The organism is Acidovorax sp. LjRoot66, assembly GCF_964253305.1.
Taxonomy (GTDB): Bacteria; Pseudomonadota; Gammaproteobacteria; order Burkholderiales; family Burkholderiaceae_C; genus Acidovorax.
This window is the reverse complement of the sequence record NZ_CAXUQU020000001.1, coordinates 1,014,562-1,027,609: the sequence shown is the minus strand read 5'-3', so window position 1 is coordinate 1,027,609 and position 13,048 is coordinate 1,014,562. Positions and strand designations below refer to the sequence as shown.

General features: G+C 67.6%; 10 protein-coding genes. 3 read left to right on the top strand and 7 right to left on the bottom strand.

The genetic code is table 11. The features are described from left to right. Window positions 1-29 precede the first annotated feature (29 nt). Window positions 30-335, top strand: coding sequence for a hypothetical protein (locus ACSQ3Y_RS04860; RefSeq protein WP_057199903.1), 306 nt, complete (start codon window positions 30-32; stop codon window positions 333-335). A 73-nt stretch (window positions 336-408) separates the two neighbouring features. On the opposite strand, the gene htpG is transcribed toward ACSQ3Y_RS04860, so the two are convergent. Beyond that, the gene (gene htpG, locus ACSQ3Y_RS04855; protein ID WP_436176592.1) at window positions 409-2,385 is read right to left on the bottom strand and encodes a molecular chaperone HtpG; all 1,977 of its coding nucleotides are present in this window, start codon (window positions 2,383-2,385) and stop codon (window positions 409-411) included. Window positions 2,386-2,663: 278 nt separating this feature from the next. On the opposite strand from htpG, the gene aqpZ reads away from it, so the two are divergent. After that, window positions 2,664-3,359 (top strand): aquaporin Z, encoded by a 696-nt coding sequence (aqpZ, locus tag ACSQ3Y_RS04850; RefSeq protein ID WP_428002664.1) that lies wholly within the window; start codon window positions 2,664-2,666, stop codon window positions 3,357-3,359. A gap of 51 nt (window positions 3,360-3,410) precedes the next feature. Here aqpZ and ACSQ3Y_RS04845 read toward each other — a convergent pair whose 3' ends face one another. From ACSQ3Y_RS04845 to ACSQ3Y_RS04820, 6 genes are all read right to left on the bottom strand, one after another. Continuing rightward, a complete protein-coding gene (locus ACSQ3Y_RS04845; protein ID WP_436176591.1) occupies window positions 3,411-4,346 on the bottom strand; it encodes an exopolyphosphatase in 936 nt (311 codons plus the stop codon). Between the two features lie 104 nt (window positions 4,347-4,450). After that, window positions 4,451-5,695: an esterase/lipase family protein gene (locus tag ACSQ3Y_RS04840; RefSeq protein ID WP_436176590.1), complete on the bottom strand. Its 1,245-nt coding sequence runs from the start codon at window positions 5,693-5,695 to the stop codon at window positions 4,451-4,453. A gap of 205 nt (window positions 5,696-5,900) precedes the next feature. Continuing rightward, entirely contained in the window at window positions 5,901-6,695 is a 795-nt protein-coding gene (locus ACSQ3Y_RS04835; protein ID WP_436176589.1) for a pseudouridine synthase, read from the bottom strand. 388 nt (window positions 6,696-7,083) lie between these two features. Beyond that, on the bottom strand, window positions 7,084-9,435 hold the full coding sequence (locus ACSQ3Y_RS04830; protein WP_436176588.1) for a putative bifunctional diguanylate cyclase/phosphodiesterase: 2,352 nt from the start codon (window positions 9,433-9,435) through the stop codon (window positions 7,084-7,086). After that, window positions 9,432-10,070: a methylamine utilization protein gene (locus ACSQ3Y_RS04825; protein WP_200963926.1), complete on the bottom strand. Its 639-nt coding sequence runs from the start codon at window positions 10,068-10,070 to the stop codon at window positions 9,432-9,434. Before ACSQ3Y_RS04825 ends, ACSQ3Y_RS04830 begins: the two co-directional genes overlap by 4 nt. Further along, the gene (locus ACSQ3Y_RS04820) at window positions 10,067-10,966 is read right to left on the bottom strand and encodes a DUF4394 domain-containing protein (RefSeq protein WP_057266481.1); all 900 of its coding nucleotides are present in this window, start codon (window positions 10,964-10,966) and stop codon (window positions 10,067-10,069) included. Before ACSQ3Y_RS04820 ends, ACSQ3Y_RS04825 begins: the two co-directional genes overlap by 4 nt. A gap of 393 nt (window positions 10,967-11,359) precedes the next feature. Between ACSQ3Y_RS04820 and ACSQ3Y_RS04815 the strand changes: the two genes are divergently transcribed. Beyond that, a complete protein-coding gene (locus tag ACSQ3Y_RS04815; protein WP_057266482.1) occupies window positions 11,360-13,048 on the top strand; it encodes a methyl-accepting chemotaxis protein in 1,689 nt (562 codons plus the stop codon).

Here is a 13,048-nt window from a genome sequence, read left to right as displayed (position 1 = left end):
ATCTTTGCTATTGCACACTGGCCAGTCCCATGAAAGACCTGTTCCGCAACCTTCTCTCGATCCGCCAGCAACGCAAGCCGGCCCCCGTGGGCAGCGTGCCTGCAGTGGGGATCGCCATCATCCGTGGCGACGTCAAGATGACCGTCACCGAGCCCATCTCGCGCGACCTGTGGAGCTGGATGGTGCTGTCGGGCTGGCGCAATGTGCCGGTCAAGAACGATCGCCGCCAGTACACCGAGCTGCCCGACGGTCTGCTCAAGCAGTTGATCGATGCGGCGCCGACCGAGCGCGACGCCGTCCACGCCCGCATCATGGCCAAAGCAAAGGAAGAGTGACGACGACGCCACTCTCCAAGGCGCCCCGCGCGCCTGTCGGTGCAGCCGCCCGGGGCAGCTGCACGCGCAGGCATCACACCAGCAAGGCGTTCACGCGCTTGACGTAGGCCGCTGGGTCGGCAGGCAGGCCGCCCTCGGCCAGCAGGGCCTGGTCGAACAGGATGTGCGCCAGGTCATGGAAATGCACGCTGCCTTCGAGCTTCTTGACCAGGGCATGCTCGGCATTCACCTCCAGCACGGGCTTGGACTCGGGTGCCTGCTGGCCGGCCTGCTTGAGCATGCGGGCCAGCTGGGTGCTCATGCCATCGTCCTGGACCACCAGGCAGGCCGGTGAGTCGACCAGGCGCGTGGTCACGCGCACGTCCTCGGCCTTGTCCTTCAGGGCCTCCTTGAGCTTGGCCAGCAGGGGCTTGAAGGCCTCGGCGGCCTCTTCGGCGGCCTTCTTCTCGGCCTCGTCCTGCAGCGAACCCAGGTCCACCGCGCCCTTGGCCACGCTTTGCAGCGGGGTGCCATCGAACTCGTTGAGGTAGTTCAGCGCCCACTCGTCCACGCGGTCGGTCATCAGCAGCACTTCGATGCCCTTCTTCTTGAAGACTTCGAGCTGCGGGCTGTTCTTGGCTGCGGCCAGGGTGTCGGCGGTGATGTAGTAGATGGCCTCCTGGCCGTCTTTCATGCGCGCCTTGTAGTCGGCGAAGCTGACGCTGGCGGTGTCGCTGGTGGTGCTGGCAAAGCGCAGCAGCTTGGCCAGACGCTCGCGGTTGCCAAAATCCTCGCCCAGGCCTTCCTTGAGCACCGAGCCGAATTCGGCGTAGAACGCGCTGTACTTGCCTTCCTTGGCCTGGTCGTCGGCATCGACCACGTCGGTCACACCGTCGGCACCGGCGGCGGCTTCATGCTTGTCGTGCTTGGCCAGGTCTTCGAGCATGGACAGCACGCGCTTGGTCGAGCCTTCGCGGATGGCGCGCACGTCGCGGCTTTCCTGCAGCAGCTCCCGGCTCACGTTCAGGGGCAGGTCGGCCGAGTCGATCACGCCCTTGACGAAGCGCAGGTAGGTGGGCATCAGCGCCTCGGCGTCGTCCATGATGAACACGCGCTTGACGTACAGCTTCACGCCGGCCTTCTTGTCGCGGTTCCACAGGTCGAACGGCGCCTTGGCGGGGATGTACAGCAGCTGCGTGTACTCGGTGTTGCCTTCCACGCGGTTGTGCGCCCAGGTCAGCGGAGCCTCGTGGTCGTGGCTGATGGCCTTGTAGAACTCCTGGTACTGCTCTTCGGAGATGTCCTTCTTGGGGCGCGTCCACAGGGCACTGGCCTTGTTGATGGTTTCCCACTCGCCGGTCTTGGCCATGCCGCCGGGCTGGCGGCCACCGCTCTCGTCCGCAGGATTGATCAGCTCACCGTCCTTCCACTCTTCCTTTTCCATCAGGATGGGCAGGCTGATGTGGTCCGAATATTTGGCGATGACGGACTTGAGCTTCCAGGCGTTGAGGTATTCCTCGGCATCGTCGCGCAGGTGCAGGATGATGCTGGTGCCACGCGCGGCACGGGTGATGGCCTCCACCTCGAAGTCCCCGGTGCCGCCGCTGGTCCAGCGCACACCCTCTTCGGCCGGCACGCCGGCACGGCGCGACTCCACAGTGATCTTTTCGGCGACGATGAAGCCGGAGTAAAAGCCCACGCCGAACTGGCCGATGAGCTGCGCATCGGCCTTCTGGTCGCCCGAGAGCTTGCCCATGAAGTCCTTGGTGCCGCTCTTGGCGATGGTGCCCAGGTGGTCGATGGCTTCCTGCGCCGTCATGCCGATGCCGTTGTCGGTGATGGTCAGCGTCTTGGCGGCCTGGTCGAAGGACACCCGCACTTCGAGGTTGGGCGCGTCTTCGTACAAGGCATTGTTGTTCAGGGCCTCGAAGCGCAGCTTGTCGCAGGCGTCCGAGGCGTTGGAGATCAGCTCGCGCAGGAAGATTTCCTGGTTGGAGTACAGCGAGTGGGTGACCAGGTGCAGAAGCTGGGCCACTTCGGCCTGGAACGACAGGGTTTGTTTGTTGCTCATGGTGTCTTGGAGTTGCTTTCGAACGGTCTCAGGGAGCGCCGTCGGCACGCCAGAGGCCAGCGTGCAAAGGACGTTCGCGGGTGCTCAGCTCGGGGCGTATCCGCCGATTTCAAGGCTGGCGCTGCGCGGATGCCCGCCGGCCAGCGCAGCCCGGCGGCGAGCTTACCGCGCATTGTTGACATTTGGCGGGCCATTGGCGCTGGTATTGCCTATTTTGCCGCCATAAGATGCACCCGTGCTGCGGCGGGGTGCCGCCAGCCGTGCCTTTGGAATCCCCCATGCCCACCTCCCTGCAAAAATGGTCTGCCGAGTTCCTCGGTACTTTCTGGCTTACGTTCGGCGGCTGCGGCAGCGCCGTGCTGGCCGCCGCGTTCCCCCAGCTGGGCATCGGCTTCCTGGGCGTTTCCCTGGCGTTCGGCCTCACGGTGCTCACGGGCGCCTATGCACTGGGGCCCATCTCCGGCGGGCATTTCAACCCGGCAGTGTCGGTCGGCCTGGTCATCGGGGGCCGGTTCAAGGCGGCCGAACTGCCAGGCTACATCGCCGCCCAGGTGCTGGGCGCCATCGTGGCGGCAGGCGCGCTCTACCTGATCGCGACCGGCAAGCCCGGGGCCGACATCGGCGGATTTGCCACCAACGGCTATGGCGAGCACTCCCCCGGCGGCTACGGCCTGATGGCCGCCGTGGTGACCGAAGTGGTGCTCACGGCCGTGTTCCTCATCGTGATCCTGGGCGCCACCTCGCGCCGGGCAGCCGAAGGGGTGGGCGGGCTGGCGATTGGCCTGTGCCTGACGCTGATCCACCTGATCTCGATCCCGGTGACCAACACCTCGGTCAATCCGGCGCGCAGCACCGGCCCGGCCCTGTTCGGCCCGGGTTATGCGCTGTCGGAGCTGTGGGTCTTCTGGGCCGCACCCCTGGTTGGCGCCCTGCTGGGCGCAGCCCTGTACCGGGTTCTCTTCGGCGAAGATTGACCGAAGGGCGCAGGGAGCGCGGCACTCAGCCCCTCCCCTCGCCAGGCCACCTTAGCGGTCGAGCGTGATGCGCTGAATCAGCGCTTGCAGGATGTTGTCGGCCTTGTCATTGGCCACCTGGCAGGTGCCTGCGGCGGCATGGCCGCCACCGCCGAACTCCAGCATGAGGTTGCCCACATGGGTCTGGCTGCTGCGGTCCAGGATGGATTTGCCGGTGGCCAGCACGGTGTTCTGCTTTTGCAGCCCCCACATCATGTGGATGGAGATGTTGGCCGTGGGGAACAGCGCGTAGATCATGAAGCGGTTGGTCGCCCAGATGGTCTCCTCGTCGCGCAGGTCCAGCACCACCAGGTTGCTGATCTTGATGGCGCAGCGCAGCAGTTGATCCTTGGCCTTGGGCGCGTGCTCGCGGTAGAGCACCACGCGCTCCTGCACGTCGGGCAGCGCCAGGATCTCTTCGATGGTGTGGTCGCGGCAGTACTTGATGAGGTCCATCATCAGCGCGTAGTTGCTGATGCGGAACTCGCGGAAGCGCCCCAGGCCGGTGCGCGAATCCATGAGGTAATTGAGCAGCACCCAGCCCTCGGGGTTCAGGATGTCCTCGCGCGAGTACTGGGCCGAGTCTGCCTGGTCCACCGCCGCCATCATCTCGTCGGTGATGCGTGGAAACGCCGCCTTGCCACCATAGTGGTTGTAGACCACGCGTGCCGCCGAGGGCGCATGCGCCTCGATGATGTGGTTGCTGTCGCGCCGCCCCGAGTTGCGGACGGTTTCAGATTCATGGTGGTCGAACACCAGATGCGCGCCAGGCACGTAGGGCAGGTTGGTGGTGATGTCCCGTTCGGTGATCGGTACCTTGCCGTCCTGCATGTCCTTGGGGTGCACGAAGGTGATGTCATCGATCAGGTCCAGCTCATTGAGCAGCACGGCACACACCAGGCCGTCAAAGTCGCTGCGGGTCACGAGGCGGTATTTTTTGTCGCTCACTGCGTTTCTCCTTGTTACATGCGGCGCGAATGGCACGATGGTAGCAATGCCCGCGCCCCAGTTGGCGCGCGAGCACAAATAAAGGCGACAGCCGGCACTGGTGTTCAGCCTGCCGGTGCGAGCCAAAGCGCCAGTTGCCGCGCCACACGGACATTGCCCAGCAATTGCAGGTGGCCCACCCGGTGTACCACGCACTGCTGCGCTGCGGCAAACGCCAGGCGCCTCGCAGGGTCATCATGCCAGCCCAGGGCGCTGTGCAGCGGCACCAGGCCGTCGCCCACCAACCGCTCCGCCACCGGGCTGCGCTGGGCTGCCAGCGTTGCGGCAACGGTACAGCACAAGACCCCCACAGGCAATGGCAGGTGGGTGCGCACATCCGGGCTCTTGCGGAAACGATCGCGCCCCTGCCAGTCGGCATCCAGCACATGGCCATAGCGAAGGTCGGTGATGCCGCCGCTGCGCAGCTGGGCCAGGCGGGCGAAGGGGCGCGAGTACGGGGTGCTGCCCAGCAGCGCATCCACCCAGTGGCCGGCACGCTCCAGCGGCGCGCCATGGTGCGGCGTGCCCAGGCACACCAGGTGGCGCAACAGGCCGCGCCAGGGCAGGCCCGCCTGCTCGGCCTGCTGGCAGGCGCTGCGTGCCACCAGCCCACCCATGCTGTGGCCCACGATGCTCAGTTGCGTGACCGGCACCGGCCAGGCCGCCACCAGGGTCTGCAACTGGCGCGCCAGCTCGGCACCATTGGTGGAGGTGTGCAGCCCGGTGTTGTAGCGCAGGTACACAGGCGTGCAGCCCAGCGCCTGCGCCAGGTGCGCGCCATGGTCATGGCCCTCGTGCTCCCACTGCAGGTCGTTCATGCACAGGCCATGCACCAGCACCAGCAGGTGGACCGATGCCGTGCCCGCCGCCCCCAGGGCTACCGGATCCAGCGGCCGGCCCTGCTGAAAAAAGCCCATGGAGGTGGCCAGCGGGTTGCCATCCTCCGCCAGGCGGTCACCCATCACGCCATTGAGCGCGGCCAGCACAGCCTGGCGCTCGCGCGGCACCGCCTGCGCCTCTTCGGGCACGCCCATGATGAACGGCTCCAGCCGCACCAAGGCTGCCTGCAGGCCGGCATCCACCAGGCTGGTGATGCCCCGCACGCTGCCATAGACCATGCCGGTCAGGCCGCGCGTGCGGCCCGGCGTGGGGCCTCCCGGCAGGCCCATCGTGCCCAGCACCGATTGGTGCACCCCTTCAGCCACGCGGCTGATGCTGGCCGTGGCCTGGGTGGCCAGGCGGGCCACCCCCCGCAGGTCGGAGGGACGCAACTGGCGCAAGGCACGCGCGGGGGAGGGTTTGGATGGCATGGCTGGCTCCGGTCAATGAAAAATGGCTGGAGCCGCGCGGGACTCAGAGGCTGAGAATTTTTTAGCCGTGTCCGAAGGGCGCGTCAAAACGCACTGGATCTAGGCGCAAAGCACAGCCATAGCTCGGGCTATGGCGAGCATTTGCAACGACGAGCCAGGGTGTTTTGGCGTGCACAGCAGGCATGGATGAAAGACTCTCAGCCTCTCAGAATTGCTCGTGCGGCAACAGGTAGCGCCATTGCCCCACGGGCAGGTTGCCCAGCGTCACCCGCCCGATGCGGATGCGCTTGAGCCCCACCACCTTGAGGCCCACCTGCTCGCACATGCGGCGGATCTGGCGCTTCTTGCCCTCGGTGAGCACGAAGCGCAGCTGCTCGGGGTTCTGCCACTCCACCCGGGCCTGCTTGAGCGGCTGGCCATCGAGCTCCAGCCCATGGCACAGGCGCGCCAGCTGTGCAGGCGGAAACGCCGCCTGCACGTCGAGCGCCACATCCCCGTACTGCACGCGCACCAGGTACTCCTTGTCCACGGTGGAGTCCTCGCCGATCAGCTGGCGCGCTACGCGCCCATCCTGCGTGAGCACCAGCAGCCCCACGGAGTCGATGTCCAGCCGGCCGGCCGGCGCCAGGCCGCGCAACTGCGGCGGCGAAAAACGCATGCGCCCCGGGTCGTCGCGCCAGTGGGTGCGGGGGTTGATCAGCGCCACGGCAGGCGTGTGGCCGTCCTCGGCCTGCCCGCTCACGTAGCCCATGGGTTTGTGCAGCAGGATGGTGACCTGCTGCTCCTGCTGGCCCTGGGCCCGCTTGTCCACTTCGATGCGGTCGGCCGGCAGCACCTGCAGGCCCATGGGCGCCACCTCGCCGTTGACCTTGACCCAGCCGTGGGCGATCCAGTCGTCGGCCTCGCGGCGCGAGCACAGGCCGAGTTCGGCCATGCGCTTGTTCAGGCGCGAGGTGCCTGCAGCGGCTGCGGTGGCCTTGACCGGCACCGCTGGGCGCACGGGAGCAGCAGGGGCGGACGGCCGGACACCCTTGGCAGAAGCGGCTCCACGCGGGGCGGCTGGCGGCGCGGGCTCTGCTCGCCACACGTTGCCGCGTGCCGAGGGTGCTGCAGCGGCAGGGCGGGATGGCGGACGTGCATCGGGCCGCGCATTGCTGCGGGCAGCACCAGGCGCAGGGGCGCGGGACGTGGCCGCAGCGGGTGACGAAGAAGCAACAGGCGGCGCGGCGGGTCGGCGCAACACGGCGCGCCGGGGCAGCGGATCACCAGGCTCGGCGGCTGGGGCGGCAGGAGGACGGGAAGAAGGCATTGCCCGTATTTTCACCTCTGCGCAGGCATTTGGGCGGCCAAGCTTGCAAAGCGGGCACCAAATGGAGGCCCCGTAGCCGTTATGGCGTGGCGGCGTTGGCGATCTGGCGGGACTGCCAGGCCAGGAAGTCTTCGGCCCCCAGCGGGCGGCTGATGTGGTAGCCCTGCGCCTCATCGCAGGACAGGGCGCGCAACCGGTCCAGGATGGCCAGGGTCTCCACCCCCTCGGCCACCACCGTGAGGCCCAGGTTGTGGGCCAGGTCGATGGTGGAGCGCACGATCATCGCATCGTCCTCGCCGGACTCCATGCCCATCACGAAGGACTTGTCGATCTTGAGCTCGTCCACCGGCAAGCGCTTGAGGTAGGCCAGCGACGAATACCCCGTGCCGAAATCGTCGATGGACAGCTTGAAGCCCTGCTCGGACAGCCGGTTGAGCATGGCCTCGGCGCGCTGGGGGTCGTCCATGATCGCGCTTTCGGTGATCTCCAGGCAGAAGGCGCTGGCCTGCACGCCATGGCGCGCAAGGATGGTGGCCAGGCGCGCGCTGAGCTCCGGGTCCAGCAGGTCGCGCGTGGAGAGGTTGACCGATATGCGCAGCGGCATCTCCGCCGTGCGCGGGTCGGCCAGCAGGCGCGCCACCTCCTCGAACATCCACAGCGTGAGCTGGCGCACAAAGCCCGTCTGCTCGGCAAACGGGATGAAGTCCATGGGCGGCACCAGGCCGCGCTGCGGGTGCTGCCAGCGCACCAGCGCTTCGGCCGCCAGGCCCGCCTGGCCATGCAGGGGCACCTTGGGCTGCAGGTACAGGCGCAGCTCGTTGTGCTCCACGGCGTGGCGCAGCTCGGTCAGCAGCGACAGGGTCTGGGCGCTGGCCGAGTCGAAGGAGGCGTCGTAGCGCAGCGCGCCGCTGAGCTTGCGCTTGGCGGCGTACATGGCGATCTCGGAGCGGCTGAGCAGGGTGTCGGCATCACCAGCGTCGGCCGGCCAGCAGGCGAAGCCCATGCCGGCGCTCAGGTCCACCGTCTGGTCCTCGAAGGCCAGGGGCTCCTCGAAGGACTGGTTGATGCGCTGGGCCAGCGCGTACGCCTCCTGGGCACCCGTGCGCAGCAGCAGCGCGAACTCGTTGCCGCCGAGCCGGGCCACCATGTCGCTGTCACCCGGCAACTGCTTTTGCAGGCGCTCGGCCACGGCCTGCAGCAGGCGGTCGCCGAAGGCATAGCCGAGCACGTCGTTCACGTGCTTGAAACGGTCCAGGTCGAGCGTCAGCACCGTCAAGGGCTGCACGGAGCCTTCCTCCTGTGCGGCGATGGCGTGCACCACCGCCTCGCGAAAGCGCTCGCGGTTGGGCAGGCCCGTGAGCCGGTCCCAATAAGCCAGGCGGCGGATTTCGGCCTGCTGGCTGCCGATGTCCAGGCGCATGCGGTCGAAGGAGCGGGCCAGGTTGCCGATCTCGTCCTGGCGCCCGGTATGCGAGAGCGGCACCCCGTATTCGCCGCGCGACAGGCGCTGCGTGGCGGCCAGCAGGGAGCGCAGGGGCGTTGCCAGGCGCTGCGCCACCAGGCCGGTGCCCGCCGCAAACAGCAGCACGCCGGCCACGGTGATGATGGCCAGCAGCACCTGCAATTGCTGGTAGGGGGCCACCACCTCGTCCACCGAGCGCAGCAGCAGTGTTTTCACTTCACTGCCCGCGTTGCCCAGCGGGGCCTCGCGCACCAACAGCGTGCCCTCATCGGTCTTGAGCTCCGCAATCGGCAGGCCCTGGCGATGAAGGCCGGCCAGCGCCGGGCCCGACAGAGTGGTCACGGGCACCGACACACGGCCATCCGCCGCCCTGACCACCACGGCCACCTGCACCGACAGCAGTTGCCGCATTTCCTCGGCCAGTGGCTGGCCGATGGGAAAACCCATCAGCACCCACCCGATGACCACCGGCGCGCGCATGGGCACCATCACGAACTGGTAGGGCACGCCGGCCATCACCGCCACCTGGCTGCCCTGCGGCTGGGCCGCCAGCGGTGGCACGACCTGGCGCAGCGTGGCGGGAAAATCCAGCATGTCGTCCGACAGGCTGGCGGCGCGCAGCTCCAGGTTGGTGCCCAGCAGCGCCGTCACGGCCGCGCCGATGCGGTTGCCATGGTTCTCCAGCACCGACTGTATGGTCTCCTCGTCATCGGAATTGATGGCCGAGCGAAAGCCGTAGTCGGCCGCCAGCAGGGCCGAGCCCTGGCGCAGCTTGTCCGCGTTCTGGTCCAGCAGGCGCCGCCAGACGTTCTCGTCGGTATCGAGGGCGCGGGCGATCTGGCTGCGCGCATTGCGCTCGATGCTGGCACGCACCACGGCAAAGCCCGCCGCCTGCACGATGAGCAGCAGCAGCAGCGAGATGCCCACCAGCTTCAGGATGAGGCTGCGCCGCAACAGGGACAGGTTCAAGGCTGCAGTCCCGCCATGCGCACCGAGGCGCTGGCATTGCCGGTGGCCGCAACGGTCAGTGCCTGCTCCAGCGCCGGCGCCCCCACCGGCAACCGGTGGTGCCAGGCCCGGAGCTTGTAGGTGCCCGGGGCCACGTTGTCGATCTGGGCCTTGCCCGTCGCGGGCGAGCTGGCGTAGTAGGGGGTGTCCACCACCAGGATCCAGCCGGTCATCTGGTCATGGATGTTGCAGCCCAGCACCACCACCCCTGCCTGGTCGAAAAGAACCGGCTTGGCGGGCGTTCCGGCGTAGAGCTTGAGCTCGAACTTCTTCGTGGGCGAGAAGGAATAGACGTGGTGGCGCACCGTGTCGCGGTTGGGGAACAGCACCTCCGTGCCCACCGGCACCACCATCATCACGGGTACGAACTGGCGCTTTTCCTGCGCCATCTCCACACCGGGCTGGGGTTTGACCAGGCGCCTGGCCTCGGCCGATTCGAGGAACACCACGGCATCGGCCAGCGGCTTGCCCGCAGCATCGGTCAGCTCCACCTGCACCGAGGCCGCATGCGCCACGCCCGCCATGGCCGACACACAGCCGGCCAACACACACCCGTGCGCCAGCAGCCGTTGCGCCAGGACGGGCCGCGCACTCATGGCTCTATCGCCATGCCCGCCAGAGGGGCCCCACTGCCGATCACGCCCAGCGAGACGGCGCGGCCGGTCTCCAGATCTACCTTGTACAGGCGCGAGCGCGGATCGCCGGAAGTGCGCGCCGCCAGCAGGGCCACGTTGCCCACGTCGGAGATGTCAAAGGAGGCATCGGACAGCGGCCCCAGGCCCAACGGGCCCACAGTGCGCAGTTGGCCCGTGTTGGGCGAGACCACGGGCGTGGTGCCCTCGCGCGAGCCTTGCATCACCAGCGCGCCCCGGGCACGGTCGATGGCGTAGTTGGTGGTGATCTTGCTGTCCTGCGGGTTGTAGGTGTAGCCGGCGGCCACCACGTCGGGCACGCGGCCAACGTTCACATCACCAGGCGCGTAGTGCAGCACGGGGTCGGGCTGCACGCCCGGCTGGGCGGGGTCGCCATCGACCACGGCGCCGGTGTCCGGGTGCAGCCGCAGGTTCAGCCCGGAGGACGACACCACGCGGATGCGGTCCGCCGCCGGATTGAAATCGACACCGAAAGACCCACCCGTGAGCGGCAGCGCGGCCGGCGCGGAGCCCACAGCCGTCAGTGCCCCGGAAGAAATATCCAGCGTGTACAGGCGCCCCGCTTGGGACAGGGCGTACAGCACGCCCTTGGCCACGCGGAAATCCACACCGACCAGGCGCTCGCCCGAGGCCAGGCCCGTCACGCGCCGGCGCTCCAGCACGGTATCGGGTCGGCGCGCATCGAACACGATGAGTTCGTGGTCTGCCGTCACGGCCACGAGGCGCTCTCGTCGCTCCGATGCATCAGGCATCGGGCCGCCGGTGCATGCGGCCAGACCCATCAGCACCATCGTGGCCAGGACACCATGCAGAGGGCGGAAAGTGTGGAAGCGGCTCATGGAGGACCTTTGCTGAAACTGTAACGGGTTTATACCCGATAGGGCTTCGGCATGCTGCACTAGAGTGAACATCCTGCGCTGGCGCTCCCGTCAAAAACGATAGCACCCACTCCATGCGGAATATGTAACAAGAGACGTTTGATGGCCTGCGAATCGGCAAGCACCCAAGGGTTCCCCCTGGCCCGCACCCATGCCCCGGGCATGGCACCCCATTTGTAACAGCGGCCATGCGCGCTGCGCATGGGGCCATCCTGAAGCGTCATAACACTTTGTGACATTTGTCCCTACACTGTGTACGCCCACCCTGCGCCACGATAGTGACAGGCCACCCGCCTGCCTGGGCACCGTTATTGCTTCGTGTTACCCCATTGCATTCAACAGCCAAGGACCTCCATGCCGGCCGCCTCGCCTATCAAATCCCTGTCGATCTCCAGCCGCCTGGGCCTGGGCTTCGGTTGCCTGCTGGTCCTGCTGATGGCAGTGGCCGCCGTGGGCCAGCTCTCGGTGGGAAAACTGCACGAGCATCTGCAGCAGGTCACCGGCACCGGGGCCACCAAGACCCGGCTGGTCAACGAAATGCTGGACAGCGTGAGCGCCATCGGCATCCAGAGCCGCTCTGCCGCCATGCTCAACGAGATCGATCCCAAGCAGGCCCGCGACCAGATCAAGAACGCCGAAAAATCCGTGCAGGGCTATGCGCGCCAGGAGGCCAGCCTGTCGGACCTGTTCAAGGCCGACGGCACCACCGATGCCGAGCGTAAGCTGCTGGCCGAGGTGCAGGAATTCGGCCGCAAGAGCCGCCCCGAGCTGGACTCCGCGATGAAGGCCGCCGACGATGGCGACACCGTGAGCGCCACGCTGAACCTCATGACCAAAGTCGCGCCGCTGGAAACCGCCTGGCGCGGCAAGCTGGCCGAGCTGATCGAACTGCAGAACACCTTGAACAGCCAGGCCACGGCCTCGGCCGAGGTGACGCAGAGCCGGGCGCGCTGGACGGGTGGTGCGCTGGTGCTGCTGGCCATTGGCCTGGGCGCCCTCATCGCCTGGCGCATCACGAGCAGCATCACCGCCCCCATCGGCCGTGCGGTGGTGGTGGCCGAGCGCATTGCACGCGGCGACCTGACCTCGCAGGTGGAAGTGCGCATCCACGATGAGACCGGCCGCCTGCTCGAAGCCATTGCCGCCATGCAGGACCGGCTGCGCAGCCTGGTGGGTGACATCGGCGGCACGGCGGAATCCATCCTCGTGGCCAGCTCCGAAGTCGCCTCGGGCAACCTCGACCTGAGCCAGCGCACCGAGCAGACTTCGCACAACCTGCAGGGCGCCGCCAATGCCCTGGCCGATCTGACGGGCACCGTGTCGCAAAGCGCCGACGCCGCGCGCCAGGCCAACCAGCTCGCCTCCTCGGCGTCGGACGCGGCCACGCGTGGCGGTGAAGTGGTCTCGCAGGTGGTACGCACCATGGACACCATCAGTGGCAGCTCGCGCAAGATCGCCGACATCACCAGCGTGATCGACGGCATTGCCTTCCAGACCAACATCCTGGCGCTCAATGCGGCGGTGGAAGCCGCCCGTGCGGGCGAGCAAGGCCGCGGCTTTGCCGTGGTGGCCAGCGAGGTACGCAGCCTGGCCGGGCGCGCAGCCCAGGCCGCCAAGGAAATCAAGACGCTGATCGGCGCCAGCGTCGAGCATGTGCAGGAGGGCAGCGCCCTGGTGAACCACGCGGGCAAGACCATCGAGGAACTGGTGATGTCCGTGCGCCGCGTGTCCGACATCATGGGCGAGATCACCGCCGCCACGCAGGAGCAGAGCCAGCGCATCGGCGAGGTCAGCCATTCGGTGGGCGCGCTCGAAGAGATGACGCAGCAGAACGCCGCGCTGGTGGAGGAAGGTGCTGCCGCCGCCGACAGCCTCAAGGAACAGGCCAGCCGCCTGACGCAGATGGTGCACACCTTCCGCCTGAGCCGCGACCGCACCGACGACCGCGAATGGAGTGGCTCCCCAGACGCCGCGGCCTCCGTGCCAGCCCCCACTCCACTGGGCCAGCGCACGGCTGCCATGCCCGCGCTGCCGCGCGCCTGA

What these genes read in the sequence shown, in the direction of transcription:
- htpG (WP_436176592.1), bottom strand. Translation starts at nt 2,385, where the DNA reads ATGAGCAACAAACAAACCCTGTCGTTCCAGGCCGAAGTGGCCCAGCTT.
- ACSQ3Y_RS04840 (WP_436176590.1), bottom strand. Translation starts at nt 5,695, where the DNA reads ATGCCATCCAAACCCTCCCCCGCGCGTGCCTTGCGCCAGTTGCGTCCC.
- ACSQ3Y_RS04815 (WP_057266482.1), top strand. Translation starts at nt 11,360, where the DNA reads ATGCCGGCCGCCTCGCCTATCAAATCCCTGTCGATCTCCAGCCGCCTG.
- ACSQ3Y_RS04825 (WP_200963926.1), bottom strand. Translation starts at nt 10,070, where the DNA reads ATGAGTGCGCGGCCCGTCCTGGCGCAACGGCTGCTGGCGCACGGGTGT.
- ACSQ3Y_RS04860 (WP_057199903.1), top strand. Translation starts at nt 30, where the DNA reads ATGAAAGACCTGTTCCGCAACCTTCTCTCGATCCGCCAGCAACGCAAG.
- ACSQ3Y_RS04820 (WP_057266481.1), bottom strand. Translation starts at nt 10,966, where the DNA reads ATGAGCCGCTTCCACACTTTCCGCCCTCTGCATGGTGTCCTGGCCACG.
- aqpZ (WP_428002664.1), top strand. Translation starts at nt 2,664, where the DNA reads ATGCCCACCTCCCTGCAAAAATGGTCTGCCGAGTTCCTCGGTACTTTC.